The organism is Micromonospora sp. NPDC049049, assembly GCF_040649115.1.
GTDB lineage: Bacteria > Actinomycetota > Actinomycetes > Mycobacteriales > Micromonosporaceae > Micromonospora.
Genome location: NZ_JBEZEX010000035.1, coordinates 1 through 21,021 on the forward strand (window position 1 = coordinate 1; position 21,021 = coordinate 21,021).

The following is a 21,021-nucleotide window of genomic DNA, read 5'->3' on the forward strand; positions in this document are numbered from 1 at the left end:
GGCGGCGCAGATCCGCAGCCGGCTCAACTCCAACGCGCTCGGCGCCTGCCTGGAGCACGTCCGGCGGCGTGCCCGATGCTGCCGGTGTGCCTGATGCTCCGGACAACGGGGCAGACGCGGCACCGCCGGCCCGATCGGGCGGTGCCGACGAGGGCAGTGCCGACGGGTTGCTGGCCGCCGGCCTGCTCGCCGGCCTGGGCGGCGGCGCGGCGATCGGCTGGTTGCTCAGCCGGTGGCGCCGACGCGACCCGGGAGAGGCCACCGCGCTCGCCGAGGTGACCGGCGACCCGGACGAGGCCGCGACGCCCGATGCGGCCGCGACCCTGGCCGAGATAACCGGCCGCGCGGACAGGACCGCAAAGACCGACCCACAGCCCGCTGTCTCCGCGGCATCGCGGTGATCGACTCGGCTTCCAGGAAACCGCGGCATCCCCGCCGCCCGGACGGCCCGATTTGCAGGAAGCCGAGTTGATCGCGGGCCGCCCAAACCCAGGGCGGCGCCAGCGCAGGGCAGCCCGCACAGGGGCAACCCCCGGCCGGCCAGGGCAGCCCCGGGTGCTCAGGGCAGCCAGGTAGGTAACGGTTCGCGGGCGGCCAGCCACTGCGCGGGCACCCCGCCGGGGGTGCCGACGCCGGTGTGCGCCGCTACCACCGCTCCGGCGATGGCCGCCGTGGTGTCCACGTCACCACCGGCCCGTACGCACGTCTCGATGGCCGCCGGATAGTCGTCGAGGTGGGTGGCGGCCACCCAGAGGGTGAACCCGACGGTGTCCTGGGCGGTCACCCGGGAGCCGTTGCCGAGCTCCGCCACCACCCGGGGCAACGGCCGGCCGAGCAGCCCGGCCGCCCGGTGTACGCCCCGATGCACCTCGGTGCCCGGGTCGAGCGCGGCGGCGATCCCGGCGAGCAGCCGCTCCGGGGCGGGCCGGTGTCCGTCGAGGCGGGCCCGGGCGGCCAGCGCGGCGGCGACGGCGACGGCGACCGCCCCGGCGATCCCCTCCGGGTGCGCGTGCGTCACCTCGGCGGACGCGCGCGCCTGTGCCGCGGCGCGCGCTGTCGAGTCGGCGAAGTACGCGCCCAGCGGGCCGACCCGCATCGCCGCGCCGTTGCCGCAGGAGCCCTGCCCGTCGAAAGCTGAGGCGGCGGCCAGCGGCCACGGGGTGCCGGCGCGGATCAGCCCCAGGATGAGCATCGCGCCCGCGCCGTAGCCTCGTCGCTCGGTGCATCGCTGCGCGAAGGAGAGGGCAAGCCGGTCCCGGTCGATGCCGGCGAAGTCGGCCAACTGGGCGAAGACCGAGCAGGCCATCTCGGTGTCGTCGGTCCATTCCCAGGGCGGCGGCGGCGGCAGCGCGTCGGCGGTGAGATCCACTGGCGCCGGCACCGGCAGGAAGTACTGCGCGCCGAGCGCGTCACCGGTGGAGAGACCGGCGAGGCTGTCCCGGGCGAGCGCCAGGCGGGCATCGGCGAACAGGGTGAACGACATCGTCGTACCAGCTTGCCCGGTTGCCAGGCACGCCGCAACGCGATCAACTTGCCAGGCCAAGTACGGTCTTGTCGTGGCCTCCGTGCTCCTGGTCGAAGACGATCACGTCGTACGCGGCGCGATGTTGCGGTCCCTCACCGACCGGGGGCATGCCGTGCACGCCGTGGGTACGGCGTTGGACGCCCTGCGTCGGGTGGCCGCGGAGACACCCGACCTGGTGGTGCTCGACCTCGGCCTACCCGACCTGGACGGCTCGGACGCGCTGCGGATGTTGCGCGGCATCACCGACGTTCCGATCATCATCGCCACCGCCCGCGACGACGAGCAGTCGGTGGTCAAGCTGCTGCGGGCCGGCGCCGACGACTACATGGTCAAGCCGTTCACCGGCGCACACCTGGATGCCCGGATCACCACAGTGCTGCGCCGGGCCGGCCGGGCCAGTCGGTCCGTGCAGCCCGCCGTGCACAGCGTCGGCGGGCTGCGGGTGGACGTGGGCGAGCGCAGCGCCCAGCTCGACGGGGAGCCGCTGGCGCTGACCCGCAAGGAATTCGACCTGTTGGCGTATCTCGCCGCACGACCTGGGCGGGTAGTGTCCCGCCGGGAACTCTTGGAGGAGGTATGGCGGCAGCCATCGGTCGGCGAGGATCAGACAATCGACGTTCACCTGTACTGGCTCCGCAGAAAGATGGGCGAGTCCGCGGCGAAGCCGCGCTACCTGCGCACCGTGCGGGGGGTCGGATTCCGGCTGGTGGCACCGGACTGAGGACGGCGCTGGCCCTGCTCACGGCCGGCATGTGCAGTCTCGTCGCGCTCGCGTTCCTGATCCCGCTCGGGCTCAGCCTGCGCGAGCAGAGCCGGGACGAGGCGATCGCCGACGCGGCCCGGCGCAGCGCGCTGGTGACCGGCGCGCTGGCGGTCAGCACCGACCCGGCGGTCGTCGAGCGTGCCATGGTGGCCAGCGCCGAGGGCGCACCCACCCGGCCCGTGGTGCACGGGTTGGGGTTGGACGAATCCGCTGGTCGGGCCAGCGGCAGCGACCTGGACCGGGCCCGCTCCGAACGCCAGTCGCTCGTCGTCGACGTCGACGGGGGTGTGGCCCGGCTCGACCCGGTGGTGCTCGGCGACCGGACGGCAGTGGTCGAGGTGTTCCTTCCGGAGTCGACGCTGGGCGAGGGCGCCGGCGGCACCTGGTTGCTGCTGTTCGCTGTCGGCGCGGCGATGGCCGGCGCGGCGGTGCTGGTGGTCGACCGGGTCGCTGCCCGCGCGGTGGACTCCACCCGCGGTCTGGTCAAGGCCGCGCTCTCCATCGGCGACGGCGACCTCGGCGTACGCGTCGAGCCGACCGGTCCGCGCGAGCTGGCCGAGGCCGGGTACGCCTTCAACCGGATGGCGGACCGCCTGGACGCCGCCCGCACCGACGAGCGGGAGTTGGTGGCCGACCTGTCGCATCGTCTGCGTACCCCGTTGACGGTGCTGCGGTTGGACGCGGAGGCGTTGGAGTCCGACGACACCAGCGTGGGTTCGTTCAGCCCGGCGGAGTTGGACCGGCTGCGGGGGATCCGGCGGATCCGGCAGGCGATCGTCACCCTGGAGGGTGAGATCGACGTCCTGATCAAGACCACCCGCAAGACGGTGGCGCTGGAGGCCGGGCCGGCGATGTGCGACGTCAGCGAGGTGGTCCGGGACCGGATGGTGTTCTGGGCGGCGTTGGCCGGCGACCAGAACCGGCCGCACCGGGTCAACGGTGCCCAGCTGCGGATCCCGGCGCCGGTGCCGCGGGCCGAACTGGCCGCCGCGCTGGACGCGGTCATCGGCAACGTCTTCCGCTACACCCCGCAGGGCACCGCGTTCGAGGTGGCGGTGTCCCGGCGTGACGGTTACGTGGCGATCCGGATCGACGACGCCGGCCCCGGCATCGCCAACCCGGACCGCGCGCTGCGCCGCGGCGCCAGTGACCAGGGCTCGACCGGGCTCGGGCTGGACATCGCCAAGCGGGTCGCGTTGCAGGCCAACGGCTCGGTGAGCATCGACCGCGCCCGGCTGGGCGGGGCCAGTGTGGTGATGCTGCTCGCCGACCCGGAGGCGACGCCCCGGCAGGTCAGCCGCTTCGGTCTGGTCGGTCGGATGGCCCGCGACGCCCGCGACACGAAGGCCACCGCACGTCGCTGGCCCCGCCAGCGCCCCACCGACGACTGACCCCGCCGGGCCCGGGGCTGTGCGCCGGCGCAAGTCTTCCTTAGATCGCGGTTAACGACCGCGTTGGATCGGCCGTGGGCTGACAGGATTCAGGGCACGAACCCACCAGTTCCACCGGCCGAGCGCACCACGCACCCACGGCCGGTGGAGCCGCGCGCGCGGCGGGAGTCACAGGTCCCCCCACACCCACGCTCCCGCCGCGCGCCCTGCTCAACCAGCCGGCCCGACCGGCATCCGAGCGGCAGTCCAGCTCAGCCCGCGGTGGCGAGGTACGCGTCGATCTCGGCGAGGATCCGCTGCTGGCCGGCGGCGTCCAGGAAGGACGCGGTCACCGCGTTGCGGGCAAGCCCGGCCAATCCGTCGGCGCCGACACCGAGCAGGCGGGCGGCCACCGCGTACTCGTCGTTGAGGGTGGTGCCGAACATCGGCGGGTCGTCGGAGTTGATGGTGACCAGCAGCCCGGCGTCGACGAGCTGACGCAGCGGGTGCTCATCGAGGGTGGCGACCGCCCGGGTCCGCACGTTGGACGTCGGGCAGACCTCCATCCCGATCTGCCGCTCGGCCAGGTACGCGAGCAGCTGCGGGTCCTGCGCGGCGGAGATGCCGTGCCCGATCCGCTCGGCACCCAACTCGTTCAGCGCGTCCCAGACGGTCTGCGGCCCGGTGGTCTCCCCGGCGTGCGGCACCGAGCGCAGCCCGGCGGCGCGGGCCTGGTCGAAGTAGGGCCGGAACTGCGGTCGGGGTACGCCGATCTCCGGGCCGCCCAGACCGAAACTGACCAGCCCGTCCGGGCGCTCGTCCAGCGCGATGCGCAGCGTCTCCTCGGCTGCCGGCAGGCCGGCCTCCCCGGGGATGTCGAAGCACCAGCGCAGCTCGATGCCGAAGTCGGTCAGGGCGCGCCTGCGGGCGTCCTCGATGGCCTCGCAGAACGCCGGCGCGGGAATGCCCCGTCGGACGTGCGAGTACGGGGTGATGGTCAGCTCCGCGTACCGGACCTGTTGGCGGGCCAGTTCCCGGGCCACCTCGTGGGTGAGGATCCAGACGTCCTCCGGGTCGCGGATGAGATCCACGACGCTCAGGTAGACCTCGACGAAGTGCGCGAAGTCGCGGAACTCGAAGTAGCTGGCGAGCGCGTCCGGGTCGGCCGGCACGGGGGTGCGCCCCTCGTGGCGCGCCGCCAACTCGGCGACGGTCCGGGGCAGGGCGGAGCCGACGTGGTGCACGTGCAGCTCCACCTTGGGTAGGCCGGCGATGAAGGTGGACAGGTCGGTCACGGATTCTCCTGAGCATGGTCGCCGGTGCGGGCGACGACGAAGACGCGGCGGAACGGGAAGTACACCTGACCCTGCCGCACCGGGTACGCCGCGCTGAGCCGTACTCCCAGCTCGGCCCGGAAGGCGGACCAGCCGGCTGCGTCCAGTGCGGCCCGGACCGGGCGCAGCGCGGTGCCCTCCATCCAGGTCAGCACCGGGTGCTCGGCGGCGGGTCGAGCCGGCAGCAGGTGCACGTAGGTAGTCTCCCAGGCGTCCACCGCGCAGCCGACGGCGGTCAGCAACGCCGCGTAGTCGGCCGGGTCGTCGACCGGGTCCGCGCGCAGCAGCGGGGCGACCTCGGCGCGCCAGGTCGGCCGGTCGGCGACCTCGCGCAGGGCGCGGTGCGAGTCGGCGGCGAAGTTGCCGGGGACCTGCATGGCGAGCCAGGCGCCGGCGGGCAGATCGATGGCCCAGCGGCGCAGCAGCTCCTGGTGGCCCGGAACCCACTGCAGGGCCGCGTTGCTGACCACCACGTCGTCGTCGCCGGTCGGACGCCAGTCGCGCAGATCGGCGACCGCGAAGTCGACAGGCGCGGCGAGGGTCTCGGCCCGCTCGATCATCTCGGCTGAGGAGTCGAGGCCGCGCACCCGGCTGGTCGGCCAGCGTTCCGCGAGGATGGCGGTGAGCTGGCCGGGGCCACAGCCGAGGTCGACCACCGCCCGGGGGCGCTCGGCCGGAATCCGGGCGAGAAGGTCGTGAAACGGCCGGGATCGCTCGTCGCCGAAGCGCAGGTAGGTCGTCGGATCCCACATGGTCGCCCCCCAAACCGTACGTCCGTACTGCTGACGGTACGGCTCGCGTGGCAGGGTGGCAACCCGATCACTAGGCTCGGGGCATGGAACAGCGCAGCTTCAACCGGCTCGGCCGGACCGTTGGCGCGGTCGGCCTGGGCGCGTGGCAACTCGGCGCCGACTGGGGCACCGTCAGCGAGGACGACGCGATGGCGGTGCTCGCCGCCGCCGTCGACGCCGGGGTCACCTTCCTCGACACCGCCGACGTGTACGGCGACGGCCGCAGCGAGCAGCTGATCGGCCGCTTCCTGCGCACCCGACCCGACGCCGGGCTGACCGTCGCCACCAAGATGGGCCGCCGGGTCGAGCAGCGGCCGGAGGCGTACACCCTGGCCAACTTCCGGCAGTGGACCGACCGCTCCCGGGCCAACCTGGGCATGGACACCCTGGACCTGGTCCAGTTGCACTGCCCGCCCACCGAGGTCTTCGCCTCCGACGAGGTCTTCGACGGTCTGGACACCCTCGTCGCCGAGAAGGCCATCGCCGGGTACGGAGTCAGCGTCGAGACCTGCGACCAGGCCCTCACCGCGATCGCCCGACCGGGGGTGGCGAGCGTTCAGATCATCCTCAACGCGGTCCGCCACAAGCCCCTGGAGCAGGTGCTGCCGGCCGCGGCGGCAGCCGGCGTCGGCATCATCGCCCGCGTACCGCTCGCCAGTGGCCTGCTCTCCGGCCGCTACGACGAGCACACCGAGTTCCCCGCCGACGACCACCGCAACTACAACCGGCACGGCGCCGCCTTCGACGTCGGCGAGACGTTCTCCGGGGTCGACTTCGATCGAGGTCTGGCCGCCGTACGCCGGCTGGCCCCGCTCGTCGACGCGGACCGCACGATGGCGCAGTTCGCCCTGCGCTGGGTGCTGGACCAGGCGGGCGTCACAGTGGTCATCCCCGGCGCCCGCGACGCCGACCAGGCCCGACGCAACGCCGCCGCGGCGGACCTGTCCCCGCTCACCGACGAGCAGTTGGCAGCCGTCCGCGACACCTACGACGAGCTGATCCGCCCGCAGGTGCACGACCGGTGGTGACCCGCGCGCCCGGGGTGCTCGCGTCACGCCATCCGGCCGGCGATGCTGGACGGCGGCGCGCCGCCCCGGGCGGCGGAGAGGGGACGCGATGAGAGGTTGGCTTCCGCTCACCCTCGGCCTGCTGGCCGTGGTGATCGGTGCGGTGTGGACGGTCCAGGGCCTCGGCTACGTCAGCGGCAGCGTGATGACCGACGAGAAGATCTGGGCGGTGATCGGCCCGATCGTGACGCTGGCTGGGCTGGTCGTGCTCTGGCTCGGCCTGCGCTCGCGTCGACGCTGACCGCTCGCCGCAGCGGCGAGCCTGAGCAGGCGAAAGCCCCGCATCCCAACCGGGATGCGGGGCTTTACCGTGACCCGTGAGCCGGGTCGTCCCACTGGCCGGCGGGGGCCGGCCGTCCTACTCAGATGGGACGGACCTGCTCAGCCTGCGGGCCCTTCTGACCCTGAGCAATCTCGAACTCCACCCGCTGGTTCTCCTCCAGCGAGCGGTAGCCGCTGGTCTGGATGGCCGAGAAGTGGACGAACACGTCAGCACCCCCACCATCGACGGTGATGAAGCCGAAGCCCTTGTCAGCGTTGAACCACTTCACGGTTCCCTGAGCCATGTGTATCTCCCTCGAAAAACTGGCGGCCGTGCACGCCGTCCGGCCGATTGGCCGTTTTTGAGCAGCGGTGCCTGAGGCGGCCCCACGAAGGAGACTTCTCTCAACCCACGCCATCTCGCAACAGCGGGGACCAGCAAATCACGGAGGTAAAAAGTCTGTCACGACCTCTCCGACGAATTTCTCCGACATGTGACCTGACGGATGCCTCAGGCGCGCTGGGCGGCGTGCGATGCCATGCGAAAGCCCCCTTCCCATCGATGCGGGAAGGGGGCTGAAGTCGCTGCTGGTCAGTCCGGCCAACTGCCGGTCATCCGGCGTACGCCGACCGCGCCACCCCGGTCCACGGCGGCCCGGACGACAGCGAAAATGGCGCCCTGCAACGCCGCGGCGGCCAGGATCTCGCCCCAGCCGCGATCCTCGTCGGTCGCGTTGGGCGCCTCACCGTCGCCCGCGGTGACCTTCCAGACCTGCCGGAAGATCGCCCCGGCCACCGTGCCCGCGGCGATACCCAACAACACGCCGACCGGCCGGTACGCGACCCTGCCGATTTTCTTGCTCACCGACGCCTCCCCCGCACGATCATCAGCACCACCACGGTGGCCACCGCGCCGGCCGCGATGGCCGCCCACGGCACCGGGTTGCGGCGCACCAACTCGCTCTTGTCGTACGCCTGTGCGCGTACCAACTCGCCCTTTTCGTATGCCTGCGCCCGCGCCATTCCGGCGCCACGCGCGGCCTGCCCGCGGACCCGGGCGACGGTCTGCGCCGCCTGCTCCCGCATCCGCTCCTTGGCCTGCTCGGCGGACTCCTTGAGACGCGCCTTGACGTCGGCCTTGGCGGCCAACGCCTCCATCGTCTCGCCCAACTCGACCCGGGTGCGACGGATCTCCTCGCGGAGTGCCTCCGTGTCGCCGGTCCCGTTACCCGTCATTGCCGCCCCCTGTCCTTCACCGCGGCAGTGACGGTGTCCATGTCTGCCCGGAGGCTACGGACCGTGGCCGCAGGCACCGGCGGGACAGCACGGCTGACCTGCTTCTTGCCCACCAGGGCCAGGATGCCGGCCACCAGGAAACACGCCACCGCCACGATCAGCGCCGCCGCCCAGGCGGGCAACACCAGGTCGAGCAACAGGATCGCCGTGGCGATGAGCGCACCCAGACCGAAGAAGGCGAGCGCGCCACCGCCGCCGAACAGGCCGATCCCGATGCCCGCGTGCTTACCCTTCTGGGTCAACTCCGCTCGGGCCAGCGTCAGTTCGTCCCGTACGAGGCGGGAGATCTGCTCGGTGGCCCGCTGCACCAACTCGGCGGTGGAGGGCTCGCTCCCATTCTGGGATGTGCGGGCTTTCGCCACGTCAGCCATGCTGTCCTCCTTTCCTCATCACCGCGCTGTATGCCCGAAGTCGTCGCTCGTCAATCCTAAAGCGCGCCAGCCAGCTCACCGTCCCGCTTGTCCGGACGCCGCGCCGCTGATCCGCCGCCAGTCGCCACGATCACGCCAGAGACGTCAGGCAGCACATCCCCCACCCAAGCCCAACCAAACCTCCGAAACCAACCACCCACTCCCGCTCCCACCCCACCCCGCCCCTCCCGCCCCTCTCGCAGCGGTGATCATGAGGTTGTCGGGGGCAAACCAGGCATACCCACCCGTCAACGCCATGATCGTCGAGGTCTGTCGCGCAAGATCGCGCTCGATCCTGGTTGTAGTGGCCTCGACGGGGATGGAGGCCACTACAACCAGGAAGTTGCACGATCTTGCGGGGCAGGGCAGGGCAGGGGCGGGGCCGGGCAGGGGCGGGGCGCGAGGTGGGGCAGGGCGCTAGGCGGGGCGGGGTGCGAGGGCGGGGTGTCAGGGCGGGGTGTCAGGGGCGGGGTGTCAGGGGCGGGTTTCTTCGGGGCCTACGAAGGCTTCGCTTCGGGCGTCCCCGTCGTCGCTGCCACCGAAGACACGGGCGTCGTCGGGCGCCTCGGTGTCGGACAGGCGGCGGGCCGGCCGCCTCGGCTGCACCCACTGCCAGGACAGGTTGCTGTTGGCGTCGCCCAGCTCGGTGCGGAGCCGCGGCATCGCCGTCGGGCGGTTGTCGCGGATCCAGGCGACCAGGTGCTCCCGGACGAGACAGCGCAGGTCCCACAGGCTGCCGGCGTCGGCGGCGCTGACCAGCGCGCGCAACCGGACCGTCCCGCCGGTGGCGTCGGTGACCTGCAGGACGCAGACCCGTCCGTCCCACAGTTCGGTGCCCTCGACGAGGCGGCGCAGCTCCTCGCGCATGGTCTGCACGGGCACCGCCCAGTCGACGTCGAACTCGGCGGTGCCGAGCACCGCCGCCTCCGTCCGGGTCCAGTTCTGGAACGGCTTGCTGGTGAAGTACGAGGTGGGCAGGATCAACCGACGGTCGTCCCAGATCTGCACGACGACGTAGCTGAGGGTCAGCTCCTCGATGCGGCCCCACTCCCCCTCGACAACGACGACGTCGTCGAGCCGGACGGCATCGCTGAAGGCGAGCTGGACGCCGGCGAAGACGTTGCCGAGCAGGCTCTGTGCGGCGAGCGCGGCCACCACACCGACCACACCGGCCGAGGTCAGCACACCGGCGCCGATGCCCCGCACGCTGGGGAACGTCATCAGCATCACGCCAACGGCCAGGATGACGATCACCGCGATGGTCAGTCGGCGCAGCATGACCACCTGGGTCCGTACCCGTCGGGCGTGCCGGTTGTCCGGTACGTCGACCCGGAACCGGGCCAGCGCGGTGTCCTCCACGACGACCAGCAGGCAGGCGACCAGCCAGGCCAGTGCGGCGATGACGCCGAGGATGAGCAGGTGCAGCAGGAGCCGCCGCCAGCCCTCGCCGACCGCGTACCCGGTGCTGAAGCGGACGGCGAACTGCACGGCCAGGACCGTCGCGGCGACCTGGAACGGGCGGTGGGCGTGGTCGGTCAACTCGGTCAACAGCAGTGACCGGCGGCCGAACCGCCGGGTCAACCGGTGGACGACCTCGACCAGGAACAGGGCGACCGCCGCCGCGACGAGCGCGGCGACGGCCGTTTCGAGATAGTTCTGCACGGCTTCGGTGCTTCCCTTCGATCAAACGACGGGCACTCCGGGCAAAAGCCCAAGAGTGCCCGTCATCCTCAGAATCGACCAGCTCAGACCTTGCGGTACCGGGACTGGAGGAAGCAGTAGACGCCGAAGGCGGCGATGCCGAGGGCGACCAGGGTCAGCAGGAACGTGCCGTACGACTGCTCTTGCAGGGTGTGCAGCGCGGCGTCCAGACCACGGGCCTTCTCCGGGTCGTAGTTCACCGCCGCCACGATGACCAGCAGACCGGCGATGCCGTAGGCGACGCCCTTGGCGATGTATCCGGCCATGCCCAGCCGGCGGGCGAGCTGGCGGGTCTTCGGGCTCATCTCGCCGGTCTTCAGGTGCTTCTCGAACTTCTTCCGGGCACCGTAGATCGCCAGGCCGATGCCGATCGCGGCGACGACCAACCCGGCGAGGCCGACCAGCCAGCGGCCACCGCTGGAGGTCATCAGCTTGCCGGTCAACGCCTCCTGCTGGTCGGCGCTGTTGGACCCCGCGTCCTTGAAGACCTTGAAGGCGGTCCAGGCGAAGTAGAGGTAGACGATGGTCCGGCCCGCCGAGGCGACCCGTTCCATGACCCGCTCCTTGCCGCGCTCGGCGCGGTGCCCGACCGCCGCCTCCAGCGCCTGCCAGATCGCCATCGCGAGCAGGCCGACCGCGACGGCGATGACCAGGAACTTGCCGAGGGGCTGTGCGGAGAGGGTACGCAGCGCGCCGGACTGGTCGCCGTCGTCGGACGACGTACCGAACGCGATCTGCAACGCCAACCAGGCGAAGAGGAGGTGGACGACGCCGTAGCCGATGAAGCCGGCCCGGGCGAGGAGTTCCAGCCACCGGCTGTCCGCCGTACGGGAGGCGGTGGCTTCGGCGCTACGGGTGAGTGACATGTCGTCACAATCTCCGAATCTGAAGATTCCCAAACGTCGGCCACCGCCACCCGCTCAGGTCAGCTGCCCGGGTTGCGCGATACGCGAATCTTGACCTGCTGGTCGGTCACGCTGTCCAGGGTGACCGCGAAGCCGCCGGCCTCTGCGGCCTGCTGGCCGGTGGTGAGGGTGAGCTGCTCACCGGCGACCTCGACGGTCACCTGGTCACCCTCGGCGCCGACCAACTTGGCCTCGACGCCGAGGATGGTTGTCCTCGCGTCGACACCCCGCTCGAAGGTGACGGTGCAGGCGTCCAGCGCGCAGTCGGTGGAGGCGCCCTGGGAGCTGCACCCGGCGAGCACGGCGAGGCCGAGCGCCAGACCGGCGAAGAGACCGGCGGCGCGGCGGACGGGGGGAATGGGCAAGGTGGCGGGTCTGTTCGTCACCTCGCCAAGAGTACGAGACAACCGCGAGATCAACGCCGAACGGTGATCACCTGGCGGCCGGGGAAGGTGCGGGGAGCACCGGCTAGGGTCCGGGACATGCCGTTCGACATCGCCCGCACCCGGGCCGCGTACCCCGCCCTGACCGAGGGCTTCGTCCACTTCGACGGTGCCGGTGGCACCCAGACCGCGGCCGGCGTGATCGACGCGGTCACCGATGCCATGCGGTCGGCGGTCGGCAATCGCAGCGCCGCCAACGTCGCGGGCCGCCGGTCGTTGGAGCTGGTGGCCGAGGCCCGCTCGGCGGTGGCCGATCTGCTCGGCGCCGACCCGGCCGGGGTGGTGCTCGGCCCGAGCGCGACCGCGCTGACGTACACCCTGGCCCGCACGCTCGGCGCGACCTGGCGCCCGGGCGACGAGGTGGTGGTGTCCCGGCTCGACCACGACGCGAACGTGCGGCCGTGGGTGCAGGCCGCCGAGGCGGCCGGCGCGACGGTGCGCTGGGCCGAGGTCGACCGGCACACCGGTGAGCTGCCCGCGGCCCAGTACGCGGACCTGGTGGGTGAGCGGACCCGGTTGGTCGCGGTGACCGCCGGCAGCAACGCCATCGGCACCATGCCGGACGTGTCGGCGATCGCCAAGACCGCGCACGCGGTCGGCGCGCTGGTCCACGTCGACGGGGTGCACTCGGTGCCGCACGGGCCGACCGACCTGGCCTCGCTCGGCGCCGACGTGCTGGTCACCAGCGCGTACAAGTGGTCCGGCCCGCACCTGGCGGCGATGGTGGCGGACCCGGCCCGGTGGGAGGCGTTGCGCCCGGCGAAGCTGGTGCCGTCCTCCGACGCGGTGCCGGACCGGTTCGAGTACGGCACGCCGAGCTTCCCGCTGCTGGCCGGCGTGGCCGCGGCGGTGGATCACCTGGCGGGGCTGGACCCGGACGCGGTCGGGGACCGGCGGGACCGGCTGCGGGCCGGGCTGGCCGCCGCTCAGGCGCACGAGGAGGCGCTCCTGGACCGGCTGCTCGCCGGGCTGGCGCAGCGGCCGGCGATCACCGTCTACGGCTCTCCGGCGCGGCGCTGCCCGACGGTCTCGTTCCGGGTCGCCGGGATGTCCCCGGCGGCCACCCAGGAGGCGTTGGGTGCCGCCGGGTTCTGCCTCTCCGTCGGCGACTACTACGCCTACGAGTACTTCCAGCTGATGGGTCTGCGCGACAGCGGCGGCGCGGTACGGGCCAGCATCTACCACTACAACACCGCCGAGGAGGTGGACCGTTTGCTCGGCGAACTCGACGCGCTGGCCGAGCCGGCGGGGAGAATGGCCGGATGAGCACCCTGGTCGAGGACAACCCGGCGAAGCACCGCTTCGAGATCCTTGTCGACGACGCGCTGGCCGGCTTCACCGCGTACCTGCCGCGCGGTGAGGTGCTGGTCTTCACCCACACCGAGGTGGACCGGGGCTTTCAGGGCAAGGGGGTGGGCGGCGCGCTGATCCGCGGCACCCTGGACCAGCTCCGGGCACGCGGCACGACAGTGGTGCCGCAGTGCCCCTTCATGGCCGCGTTCATCGACAAGCACCCCGAGTACGCCGACCTGGTCGCCGACCTCCCGTAACGCGGGCGGTCAGCGGGCGCCGGTGAGCACCTCGGCGGCGGCCCGTCCACTGGCCCGGGTGGCGCCGTGGGTGGCCAGGTGCACCGCCCCGGTGACCAGCTCGGGCACGCCCAACTCGACCACGACGGCGTCCGGCCGGGCGGCCAACGCGCGGTGCACGGCGGCCCGCATCCAGTCGTGCCGGTGCTGGTCACGGACGACCAGGACCAGGGGGCGGCTGCCTGCCCCGGCGCCCGGGTCCGCCGGCACGTCGGGTTCGGCGTAACGGACCGTGCTGGTGCCGGGCAGCAGCTCGGTCAGTGGTCCGCCGATGCCCCACGGGGTCTCGGCGCCGATGGCGATGTTGCGCGGCGGCTCGAACTCGACGACGTGTGCCGCGCGGGTCAGGGGCAGCGCGACCGTCGTACCCGGGGCGGTGGTGACCCGGACGGCCCGGCGGGCGGCGACCAGCCCGACGTCGGCGGCGGCGCGCGCTCCGGCCGAGCCGGAGTTGCGGGCGGCCACCGTCCAGGCGGCGAGTTGACCGACGCGCTTGGCGGCCTCGGCGAGACGTTCCTCGGGCAGCTCGCCGGAGACGACGGCGGCCACGATGGCGTCGCGCAACTCGCGGGCGGCCTGCTCGTCAGCCCGTTCACCGCCGATGCAGATGGCGTCGGCCCCGGCGGCGAGGGCGCGGACCGTGGCCCCGGCGAAGCCGTACCGGTCGGCGACCGCGCGCATCTCCATCGCGTCGGTGACCACCACACCGGAGAAGCCCAGTTCGTCGCGGAGCAACCCACCCAGGATGCGCTGACTCAACGTCGCCGGCAGGTGCGGGTCGAGCGCGGGCACCAGCAGGTGACCGGTCATCACCGCCTGCACCCCGGCGGCCACGGCGGCGCGGAACGGGGCCAGTTCGCAGGCGTCCAGCCGGGTCCGGTCGGCGGTGATCCGGGGCAGGTCGTGGTGTGAGTCGACCCGGGTGTCGCCGTGGCCGGGGAAGTGTTTGGCGCAGGCCGCGACGCCGCCGGCCTGGAGCCCGCGGACCCAGGCGGCGGTGTGCCGCGCGACGAGCACCGGGTCGGCGCCGAAGGAGCGGACGCCGATCACCGGGTTCGCCGGGTTGGAGTTGACGTCGGCGTCCGGGGCGTAGTTGAGGGTGATCCCCGCCGCGGCCAGCTCGGCGCCGAGGTCCCGGGCGACGGCCTCGGTCAGCCCCGGGTCGTCGACCGCGCCGAGGGCGAAGTTGCCGGGCCGGGAGCTGCCGTGCACCGACTCCAGCCGGGTGACGTCGCCGGCCTCCTCGTCGATCGCCACGATGACGTCCGGCCGTTCCGCGCGCAGCGTCGCGGTGAGGGCAGTCACCTGCTCGGTGTCGACGACGTTGCGGGCGAAGAGCACCACCGAGCCGAGACCCTCGCCGAGCCAGCGGCACACCCAGGGCGGTGGGGTGGTGCCGACGAAGCCGGGTTGCAGGACGGCGGCGGCGAGCGCCGAGAGGTGCCCGTTGGAAGTGGTCACGCCACTCCCTCGCAGTGATCGAGATCGATCACCGGCGACGGTGCGCCCCCGTCGATCCGCTGGTTGCGCTCGCTCATGCGGCCCCCGTACCCCATCTCTCGCGCGCCCTCGGCGCACCGCCACCGGCAGGCGGTTCTGCCATGGTCACACTGAGCGATTCAATAGTCAATAAACCTTACAGTTGCCTGGCGGCCCGCTCCCCGGGGAGAGTGCGGGGATGGATCCCGTCCTGCTGGCCGACGCGACGAGCCCGGCCGACATCCCCGGCGTACGCCTGCTCGGCCTGGTGGTCGGCGCCCTGCTGCTCCTCGCCGCGATCCGGGCGATGTTCGGGCGACGCTGACCCGCCAGCGGCGAGAACCGGTGTGACAGTGCGCCGCCGGGGTAGGGCTCTCCCCATCAGCAGGTCCGCGTGCCGAAGGGGTAAGCCATGAAGATCGGATATTTTCTGTCCAGTGAGGAGTACACGCCCGCCGAGTTGCTGGCGCAGGCGCGCGGTGCCGAAGAGGCCGGCTTCGAGGCTCTGTGGATCTCCGACCACTACCACCCGTGGGTGGACGCCCAGGGCCAGAGCCCGTTCGTCTGGTCGATGATCGGCGCGCTCAGCCAGGTCTGCTCGCTGCCGGTGACCACGGCGGTGACCTGCCCGACAGTGCGGATCCACCCGGCGGTGATCGCGCAGGCGGCGGCGACCAGCGCGGTGCTGCACGGTGGGCGGTTCGTGCTCGGCGTCGGCACCGGCGAGGCCCTCAACGAGCACATCTTCGGCGACGCGTGGCCGCAGGCGGACGTCCGGCTGGAGATGCTGGAGGAGGCCGTCGAGGTGCTGCGCGAGCTGTGGAAGGGCGGTTTCGTCAACCACCACGGAAAGCACTACACGGTGGAGCACGCCCGGATCTACACGCTGCCCGACACGCCCCCGCCAATCTACGTCTCCGGCTTCGGACCCAAGGCCATCGACCTGGCCGCCCGGATCGGCGACGGCTACGTGAGCACCATGCCCGACGGCGAGATGGTCCGCCGCTTCCGCGAGAACGGCGGCGGCGACAAGCCGTGCCAGGCCGGATTCAAGGCGGCGTACGCGGACAGCGAGGACGAGGGGTTGCGGATCGCGTACGAGCGCTGGCCCAACGCGGGGGTGCCGGGTGAGCTGTCCCAGGTGCTCCCCTCGCCACGGCACTTCGAGCAGGCCTCCGAGCTGGTCGAGCCGGAGATGCTCAAGAAGGCGTTCGTCTGCGGCAACAGCGCCGACGCGCACCTGGAGATGATCGACAAGTACGCCAAGGCCGGCTTCGACGAGGTCTACGTGGCCAACACCGGCCCGCACTACCAGGGTCTGTTCGACCTGTACCAGCGCGAGGTCCTGCCCGGCCTGCGCTGAGCCCCTGGCACCCGAGCCCATGATCTTCCGAATGCGTTTCGGTTGTCCCGGGCTCGGGTACCTCCGGCCCTCGATGAAACTGTCCACGCATTCGATGACGTTGCGCCGCGCCGCCCGCAGCCTGTTCGGCTGGAACGCGCTGCGGCCCAACCAGTTGGCCGCCATGCGCGCGGTCATGAAGCGACGCGACGCCCTGGTGGTGCTGCCCACCGGTGCCGGCAAGTCGGCGATCTACCAGATCCCGGCCAGTCTGATCCCCGGTCCCACCGTGGTGATCTCTCCGCTCCTCGCCCTCCAGCAGGACCAGATCGCCTCCCTCAACGAGCGGCAACGCCCGGAGCTGCGGGCGGTGCGGATCAGCTCGAACGAGTCCGCCAGCCAGCAGGCCGAGGCGCTCGCCGACGTCCGCGAGGGCCGGGCGGAGTTCCTCTTCATCACCCCGGAGCAGCTCAGCAACCCGGACCGGATGGCCGAGGTCGCCGCGCTGAAGCCGGCGCTGGTGGCGATCGACGAGGCGCACTGCATCTCGGCCTGGGGGCACGACTTCCGCCCTGACTACCTGGCGCTCGGACACCTCATCGAGGGCATCGGAAGGCCGCCGGTGGTGGCGCTCACCGCCACTGCCTCCCCGCCGGTACGCGACGACATCATCGCCCGGCTGCGGCTGCGCGATCCGGACGTGGTGGTCTCCGGGCTGGACCGGCCCAACCTCTTCCTCGAGGTGGCCCACTGCCCGGACGAGGACTACCGCTGGCGACGGCTGATGACGCTGCTGCGCGACGAGGGCCGGCCGGGGATCATCTACGTGCCGACCCGCCGCGCCGCCGAGGAGCTGGCCACCCGGTTGACCGACGCCGACTTCCCGGCGCAGTTCTACCACGGTGGGATGCCGATGGGTGCCCGCGCGGAGCTGCACGAGGCGTTCCTCGCCGACCAGGTCCCGATCATGGTGGCGACCTCGGCGTTCGGCATGGGCATCGACAAGCCGAACATCGCCTGGGTGGTACACATGGCGCTGCCCGACTCGCCGGACAGCTACTTCCAGGAGATCGGCCGGGCCGGGCGCGACGGGCAACCGGCCCGGGTCCTGCTGCTGTGGCGGGCTGAGGACGTGGGCCTGCAACGGTTCTTCAGCGGCGGTCTGCCCGACGAGAACGAGCTGCGCGACCTGGCCGCCCTGCTGCGCAAGAAGGCAGCCACCAAGACCGAACTGCGCGAGACCACCGGCCTGGGGCCACGCAAGCTGGGCCAGTACCTGTCCCTGCTGGAGCAGGTCGGCGCGGCCGAGCCGCGCGCCCGGCAGCGCATCGGCGCCCCGCGCTACTCCCCCGCCGCGGTGGACGCCGCCGCGGCGGCCCTCGCCGAGGCGGAACGCCAGCAGACGGTGACCCGGTCCCGGACCGACATGATGCGGGCCTTCGCCGAGACCAGGGCCTGCCGGGGGCAGACCCTGCTGGCCTACTTCGGCGAGCAGATGAGCGACGTCTGCGGACACTGCGACAACTGCAGCAGCGGCACCAGCGTGGCCGACCAGGGTGCGGTCGGGCCGTTCCCGGTGCACAGTCAGGTGCGTCACCCGGAGTGGGGGCCGGGCATGGTGCTCTCGTACGAGGAGGACAAGATGACCGTCCTCTTCGAGGAGGTCGGGTACAAGACGTTGTCGGTGCGCGTGGTGTCCGAACAGGGCCTGCTGACCCTGGACTAGCCTGACCCGGGCGCCGGTTGCGGCCCCGGTGGATCGACAAAGCAGAGCACCGATTGACCAAGAAGAGCAGGGCGGAAGGGGCGTTGTCGTGATCGAGCAGCCGGCGTACACCGGGTTCGGTTTCTCCGACGAGGAGTGGGGGCTGCTGGTCGGCCTGCCACAGTCGGTGTTGACCGCGGCGAGCGCCGCCGAGTCCGACGGCACCCGCCGGACCATGGCGGAGAACGCGGCCGGGCTGGAGACCATCGCCGCCGGCCGGGAGTCCGCCAGCCCGCTGGTGGTCGCCGTGGCCGGCGAGATCGTCACCCGGGTCGGTGACCCGGAGGCCGGCGAGGAGCTGCCGGTCATCGCGCCCGCCGACCCGGGGGCGTACATCGACGACGTGCTGCTGCGGGCCGGCGAGGCCGGCACGTTGCTGGCCGCGCGGGTCGACGAGGGTGAGGCCGGCGCGTACAAGCACTGGCTCGTGAAGATCGCCGAGCAGGTGGTGGGCGCCGCGTCCAGCGGTGGGCTGCTGGGCATCGGCGGCGAGTCGGTCAGCGACTCCGAGCGGCGTTTCCGCGACCGGCTCGCGCACGTGCTCATCGACTGACCGACGACAACGACGTGTCGGCCGGACCGGTCGGCTCCGCGGCCAGCGCCGCGGGGTCGGCCGGCCGGACGCCACGCAGCGCGACGAGCGCGGTGAGCGCGCCCAGCAGCATCACCGCCATGGCGGCGTACGCGGCCAGGTGCAGCCCGTCGGTGAACGCCACTCCGGCGGCGTGACGCACCGCGTCGGCCAGCTCCGCCGGCAACCCCTGGGCGACCGCGAGCGCACCGCCCAGGGTCTCCTGGGCCGCCGCTCCAGCGTCGGCGGGCAGCCCGGCCGGAAGGCCGTCGACGATCTCGCGGCGGTAGACCGCCGCGCCCACGCTGCCCAGGATCGCCATCCCCAGCGCACCGCCCAGCTCGCTGCTGGACTCGGTCAGCGCCGAGGCGACACCTGCCTGCTCGGGCGGCGCCGCGCCGATGACCAGCTCGGTGACGAGAGACATCACCATCACCAGGCCGGCGGCGTAGACACTGGCACCGACGAGCAGCAGCCACAGCGGCGTCTCCGGGGTGACCCGGGTCAACACCACGAAACCGACCACGGCGATTCCGAACCCCGTACCGATCAGGTACGCCCGTTCAACGCGCTGGGCGAGGGCGGCGGCGGCCGGCGCGACTCCGCCCACGGCGAGGGACGGCACGAGGCTCCACAGTGCGGCCCGCAGCGGGCTCAGGCCGAGCACCAGTTGGAGGTGCTGGGTGGTGAAGATGGCGAAGCCGACGATGGCGAACATCGCCAGCAGGTTGACAGCGAGCGATCCGGCGAAGCCGCGGCGGCGGAACAGGGCGAGGTCGACCATCGGGTACGCCTGGGTCCGCTGCCGGTGCAGGAAGAGCGCCCCCACCAGCAGACCGCCGACGATGGCGAGGACGCGCGCCGGGCTGAAGCCGTCCCGGGCCATCTCCTTGATGCCGTAGATCACCGGCAGCAGCGCCCCGAGCGACAGTGCCGCGCTGACCAGGTCGAACCGCCCGGTCGCCGGGTTGCGAAACTCGGGCACCAGGAGCGGCACGAGCAGTAGCAACATCAGCATCGCCGGAATGTTGATCAGAAAGATCGAGCCCCACCAGAAGTGCTCCAGCAGGATGCCGCTGAGCACCGGCCCGATCGCGATGCCGCCGGTGAGAGTGGCGGTCCAGACGGCGATGGCCGTGCCGCGCTGCTTGGCGTCGTGGAACATGTTGCGCACCAGCGCGAGCGTCGAGGGCATCAGGGTGGCCCCACCGACGCCGAGCACGGCACGCGCGGCGATGAGCGTCGCGGTGCTGTCGGCGTAGGCGGCCAGCAGCGACGCCGCGCCGAACGCGGAGGCGCCGATCAGCAGGAGCCGGCGTCGGCCGATCCGGTCCCCCAGAGCGCCCATGGTGATGAGCAGCCCGGCCAGCACGAAACCGTAGATGTCGAAGATCCAGAGCTGCTCGGTGGCGGTGGGGCGCAACTCCGCGCTGATGAACGGGACGGCGAAGTAGAGCACCGACACGTCCATCGAGACCAGGAGCAGCGGCAGCATCAGCACGGTGAGCCCGATCCACTCCCGTCGGCCCGCCCGCGGTGCCGGTGTGGTGGTGATCGCCATGATCAGTTCTCCTTCTGCGTATGACGTACGCTCTTATGCGTAGACCATACGCAGAACTAGGATGGCAGGGCAAGGAGGACATGTGGCGGCGAAGACAGACGACGGCGGGCCCGTACTACCGCCGGCCATCGAGAGCGCGTGGGGGCTACGGGAGCGGCCACCCAAGGGCCCCCGGCCGGGAATGAGCGTGCCCACCATCGTGGACGCCGCCGTACGCGTCGCCGACGCCGACGGCCTGCCGGCCGTCTCGATGAGCCGGGTGGCCAAGGAGTTGGGCGCAGCGACAATGGCGCTCTACCGGTACGTCGGCTCGAAGGACGAGCTGCTCATGCTCATGGTGGACACCGGGTACGGCCCGTCCCCCGGCCCACCCGCGCCGGAGGACGGCTGGCGCGCCGGCCTCACCCGCTGGGCCTGGGCCGAGCACGAGGTGCTGCGGCAACGGTCCTGGCTGCTGCACGTGCCGATCAGCGGCCCACCGGTCACCCCGCTTCAGCTCGGCTGGCTGGAGGACGGGCTGCGCTGCCTCGACGGCACCACGCTCGGCGAGAGCGAGAAGATGTCGGTGCTCCTGCTGATCACCGGGTACGTCCGCAACGAGGCCACCCTCGCCTCGCAGATCGCCGAGGGCAGCCGGGCGGCCGGCGTCGAGCCCAGCGAGATGATGCCGGCGTACGGTCGACTGGTGGCCCGACTCATCGACCCGGCCCGTTTCCCCGCGCTGCACCGGGTGCTCAGCGCCGGTGTGCTCTACCAGGACGACGACCCCGACGACGAGTTCGTCTTCGGCCTGGACCGGATCCTCGACGGCGTCGAGGCCCTGATCCAGCGCCGAGCGGGCTGAGGGG

General features: G+C 72.2%; 24 protein-coding genes. 12 read left to right on the top strand and 12 right to left on the bottom strand.

Annotated elements, in window-relative coordinates; translation table 11 throughout:
• The first annotated feature begins 86 nt into the window (after window positions 1-86).
• Window positions 87-401, top strand: coding sequence for a hypothetical protein (locus AB0B68_RS27250; RefSeq protein ID WP_357263653.1), 315 nt, complete (start codon window positions 87-89; stop codon window positions 399-401).
• 158 nt (window positions 402-559) lie between these two features.
• On the opposite strand, the gene AB0B68_RS27255 is transcribed toward AB0B68_RS27250, so the two are convergent.
• Window positions 560-1,483: an ADP-ribosylglycohydrolase family protein gene (locus tag AB0B68_RS27255; protein WP_357263656.1), complete on the bottom strand. Its 924-nt coding sequence runs from the start codon at window positions 1,481-1,483 to the stop codon at window positions 560-562.
• Window positions 1,484-1,556: 73 nt separating this feature from the next.
• Between AB0B68_RS27255 and AB0B68_RS27260 the strand changes: the two genes are divergently transcribed.
• The gene (locus tag AB0B68_RS27260) at window positions 1,557-2,246 is read left to right on the top strand and encodes a response regulator transcription factor (protein ID WP_091401712.1); all 690 of its coding nucleotides are present in this window, start codon (window positions 1,557-1,559) and stop codon (window positions 2,244-2,246) included.
• A 29-nt stretch (window positions 2,247-2,275) separates the two neighbouring features.
• Window positions 2,276-3,679: a HAMP domain-containing sensor histidine kinase gene (locus AB0B68_RS27265; protein WP_355007253.1), complete on the top strand. Its 1,404-nt coding sequence runs from the start codon at window positions 2,276-2,278 to the stop codon at window positions 3,677-3,679.
• 251 nt (window positions 3,680-3,930) lie between these two features.
• Here AB0B68_RS27265 and AB0B68_RS27270 read toward each other — a convergent pair whose 3' ends face one another.
• Window positions 3,931-4,953 (bottom strand): adenosine deaminase, encoded by a 1,023-nt coding sequence (locus tag AB0B68_RS27270; RefSeq protein WP_357263659.1) that lies wholly within the window; start codon window positions 4,951-4,953, stop codon window positions 3,931-3,933.
• Window positions 4,950-5,744 (bottom strand): trans-aconitate 2-methyltransferase, encoded by a 795-nt coding sequence (locus tag AB0B68_RS27275; protein ID WP_357263662.1) that lies wholly within the window; start codon window positions 5,742-5,744, stop codon window positions 4,950-4,952. Before AB0B68_RS27275 ends, AB0B68_RS27270 begins: the two co-directional genes overlap by 4 nt.
• Window positions 5,745-5,827: 83 nt before the next feature.
• Between AB0B68_RS27275 and AB0B68_RS27280 the strand changes: the two genes are divergently transcribed.
• Both AB0B68_RS27280 and AB0B68_RS27285 read left to right on the top strand, forming a co-directional pair.
• The gene (locus AB0B68_RS27280) at window positions 5,828-6,811 is read left to right on the top strand and encodes an aldo/keto reductase (protein ID WP_357202597.1); all 984 of its coding nucleotides are present in this window, start codon (window positions 5,828-5,830) and stop codon (window positions 6,809-6,811) included.
• Window positions 6,812-6,899: 88 nt separating this feature from the next.
• A complete protein-coding gene (locus AB0B68_RS27285; protein WP_357202600.1) occupies window positions 6,900-7,091 on the top strand; it encodes a hypothetical protein in 192 nt (63 codons plus the stop codon).
• A gap of 121 nt (window positions 7,092-7,212) precedes the next feature.
• On the opposite strand, the gene AB0B68_RS27290 is transcribed toward AB0B68_RS27285, so the two are convergent.
• The 7 genes from AB0B68_RS27290 to AB0B68_RS27320 form a co-directional block, all read right to left on the bottom strand.
• The gene (locus AB0B68_RS27290; protein ID WP_030338233.1) at window positions 7,213-7,416 is read right to left on the bottom strand and encodes a cold-shock protein; all 204 of its coding nucleotides are present in this window, start codon (window positions 7,414-7,416) and stop codon (window positions 7,213-7,215) included.
• Window positions 7,417-7,703: 287 nt separating this feature from the next.
• On the bottom strand, window positions 7,704-7,976 hold the full coding sequence (locus tag AB0B68_RS27295) for a DUF4235 domain-containing protein (RefSeq protein WP_357202603.1): 273 nt from the start codon (window positions 7,974-7,976) through the stop codon (window positions 7,704-7,706).
• Window positions 7,973-8,347 carry a DUF3618 domain-containing protein gene (locus tag AB0B68_RS27300; protein ID WP_355007247.1) on the bottom strand — a complete coding sequence of 125 codons (375 nt, stop codon included), beginning with the start codon at window positions 8,345-8,347 and terminating at the stop codon, window positions 7,973-7,975. The genes AB0B68_RS27295 and AB0B68_RS27300 overlap by 4 nt, the downstream gene beginning before the upstream one ends.
• Window positions 8,344-8,778, bottom strand: coding sequence for a phage holin family protein (locus AB0B68_RS27305; RefSeq protein WP_357202606.1), 435 nt, complete (start codon window positions 8,776-8,778; stop codon window positions 8,344-8,346). The genes AB0B68_RS27300 and AB0B68_RS27305 overlap by 4 nt, the downstream gene beginning before the upstream one ends.
• Window positions 8,779-9,291: 513 nt before the next feature.
• Window positions 9,292-10,479 (bottom strand): mechanosensitive ion channel domain-containing protein, encoded by a 1,188-nt coding sequence (locus AB0B68_RS27310; protein WP_357202609.1) that lies wholly within the window; start codon window positions 10,477-10,479, stop codon window positions 9,292-9,294.
• A gap of 83 nt (window positions 10,480-10,562) precedes the next feature.
• Window positions 10,563-11,384 carry a DUF1206 domain-containing protein gene (locus AB0B68_RS27315; RefSeq protein WP_357263666.1) on the bottom strand — a complete coding sequence of 274 codons (822 nt, stop codon included), beginning with the start codon at window positions 11,382-11,384 and terminating at the stop codon, window positions 10,563-10,565.
• Between the two features lie 59 nt (window positions 11,385-11,443).
• Window positions 11,444-11,809 carry a hypothetical protein gene (locus AB0B68_RS27320; RefSeq protein ID WP_357202615.1) on the bottom strand — a complete coding sequence of 122 codons (366 nt, stop codon included), beginning with the start codon at window positions 11,807-11,809 and terminating at the stop codon, window positions 11,444-11,446.
• 96 nt (window positions 11,810-11,905) lie between these two features.
• Between AB0B68_RS27320 and AB0B68_RS27325 the strand changes: the two genes are divergently transcribed.
• Together AB0B68_RS27325 and AB0B68_RS27330 are read left to right on the top strand one after the other, a co-directional pair.
• Entirely contained in the window at window positions 11,906-13,132 is a 1,227-nt protein-coding gene (locus AB0B68_RS27325) for a cysteine desulfurase-like protein (protein WP_357202619.1), read from the top strand.
• Window positions 13,129-13,416 (top strand): GNAT family N-acetyltransferase, encoded by a 288-nt coding sequence (locus AB0B68_RS27330; protein WP_357202622.1) that lies wholly within the window; start codon window positions 13,129-13,131, stop codon window positions 13,414-13,416. Before AB0B68_RS27325 ends, AB0B68_RS27330 begins: the two co-directional genes overlap by 4 nt.
• Window positions 13,417-13,425: 9 nt before the next feature.
• Here AB0B68_RS27330 and AB0B68_RS27335 read toward each other — a convergent pair whose 3' ends face one another.
• Complete coding sequence (locus AB0B68_RS27335; protein ID WP_357263669.1) at window positions 13,426-14,916, bottom strand: glycoside hydrolase family 3 N-terminal domain-containing protein; 1,491 nt, start codon at window positions 14,914-14,916, stop codon at window positions 13,426-13,428.
• A gap of 217 nt (window positions 14,917-15,133) precedes the next feature.
• Between AB0B68_RS27335 and AB0B68_RS27340 the strand changes: the two genes are divergently transcribed.
• The 4 genes from AB0B68_RS27340 (at window position 15,134) to AB0B68_RS27355 (ending at window position 18,594) form a co-directional block, all read left to right on the top strand.
• The gene (locus AB0B68_RS27340; protein WP_255750123.1) at window positions 15,134-15,259 is read left to right on the top strand and encodes a hypothetical protein; all 126 of its coding nucleotides are present in this window, start codon (window positions 15,134-15,136) and stop codon (window positions 15,257-15,259) included.
• Between the two features lie 87 nt (window positions 15,260-15,346).
• Window positions 15,347-16,297 (top strand): TIGR03557 family F420-dependent LLM class oxidoreductase, encoded by a 951-nt coding sequence (locus AB0B68_RS27345; RefSeq protein WP_357202629.1) that lies wholly within the window; start codon window positions 15,347-15,349, stop codon window positions 16,295-16,297.
• A 73-nt stretch (window positions 16,298-16,370) separates the two neighbouring features.
• On the top strand, window positions 16,371-18,002 hold the full coding sequence (locus AB0B68_RS27350) for a RecQ family ATP-dependent DNA helicase (protein ID WP_357202632.1): 1,632 nt from the start codon (window positions 16,371-16,373) through the stop codon (window positions 18,000-18,002).
• An 88-nt stretch (window positions 18,003-18,090) separates the two neighbouring features.
• The gene (locus AB0B68_RS27355) at window positions 18,091-18,594 is read left to right on the top strand and encodes a hypothetical protein (RefSeq protein WP_355007238.1); all 504 of its coding nucleotides are present in this window, start codon (window positions 18,091-18,093) and stop codon (window positions 18,592-18,594) included.
• On the opposite strand, the gene AB0B68_RS27360 is transcribed toward AB0B68_RS27355, so the two are convergent.
• Window positions 18,584-20,173 carry an MFS transporter gene (locus AB0B68_RS27360; protein ID WP_357263672.1) on the bottom strand — a complete coding sequence of 530 codons (1,590 nt, stop codon included), beginning with the start codon at window positions 20,171-20,173 and terminating at the stop codon, window positions 18,584-18,586. The genes AB0B68_RS27355 and AB0B68_RS27360 overlap by 11 nt on opposite strands.
• An 82-nt stretch (window positions 20,174-20,255) precedes the next feature.
• On the opposite strand from AB0B68_RS27360, the gene AB0B68_RS27365 reads away from it, so the two are divergent.
• On the top strand, window positions 20,256-21,017 hold the full coding sequence (locus tag AB0B68_RS27365) for a TetR/AcrR family transcriptional regulator (RefSeq protein WP_357263675.1): 762 nt from the start codon (window positions 20,256-20,258) through the stop codon (window positions 21,015-21,017).
• The last annotated feature ends 4 nt before the right edge of the window (window positions 21,018-21,021 follow it).

Bases quoted from the DNA above. Each gene is read 5' to 3' on its own strand.
- AB0B68_RS27280 (WP_357202597.1), top strand. From the start codon at position 5,828: ATGGAACAGCGCAGCTTCAACCGGCTCGGCCGGACCGTTGGCGCGGTC.
- AB0B68_RS27325 (WP_357202619.1), top strand. From the start codon at position 11,906: ATGCCGTTCGACATCGCCCGCACCCGGGCCGCGTACCCCGCCCTGACC.
- AB0B68_RS27305 (WP_357202606.1), bottom strand. From the start codon at position 8,778: ATGGCTGACGTGGCGAAAGCCCGCACATCCCAGAATGGGAGCGAGCCC.
- AB0B68_RS27255 (WP_357263656.1), bottom strand. From the start codon at position 1,483: ATGTCGTTCACCCTGTTCGCCGATGCCCGCCTGGCGCTCGCCCGGGAC.
- AB0B68_RS27350 (WP_357202632.1), top strand. From the start codon at position 16,371: ATGAAACTGTCCACGCATTCGATGACGTTGCGCCGCGCCGCCCGCAGC.
- AB0B68_RS27315 (WP_357263666.1), bottom strand. From the start codon at position 11,384: ATGTCACTCACCCGTAGCGCCGAAGCCACCGCCTCCCGTACGGCGGAC.
- AB0B68_RS27285 (WP_357202600.1), top strand. From the start codon at position 6,900: ATGAGAGGTTGGCTTCCGCTCACCCTCGGCCTGCTGGCCGTGGTGATC.
- AB0B68_RS27265 (WP_355007253.1), top strand. From the start codon at position 2,276: ATGTGCAGTCTCGTCGCGCTCGCGTTCCTGATCCCGCTCGGGCTCAGC.
- AB0B68_RS27300 (WP_355007247.1), bottom strand. From the start codon at position 8,347: ATGACGGGTAACGGGACCGGCGACACGGAGGCACTCCGCGAGGAGATC.
- AB0B68_RS27330 (WP_357202622.1), top strand. From the start codon at position 13,129: ATGAGCACCCTGGTCGAGGACAACCCGGCGAAGCACCGCTTCGAGATC.
- AB0B68_RS27290 (WP_030338233.1), bottom strand. From the start codon at position 7,416: ATGGCTCAGGGAACCGTGAAGTGGTTCAACGCTGACAAGGGCTTCGGC.
- AB0B68_RS27360 (WP_357263672.1), bottom strand. From the start codon at position 20,173: ATGGCGATCACCACCACACCGGCACCGCGGGCGGGCCGACGGGAGTGG.
- AB0B68_RS27340 (WP_255750123.1), top strand. From the start codon at position 15,134: ATGGATCCCGTCCTGCTGGCCGACGCGACGAGCCCGGCCGACATCCCC.
- AB0B68_RS27345 (WP_357202629.1), top strand. From the start codon at position 15,347: ATGAAGATCGGATATTTTCTGTCCAGTGAGGAGTACACGCCCGCCGAG.
- AB0B68_RS27275 (WP_357263662.1), bottom strand. From the start codon at position 5,744: ATGTGGGATCCGACGACCTACCTGCGCTTCGGCGACGAGCGATCCCGG.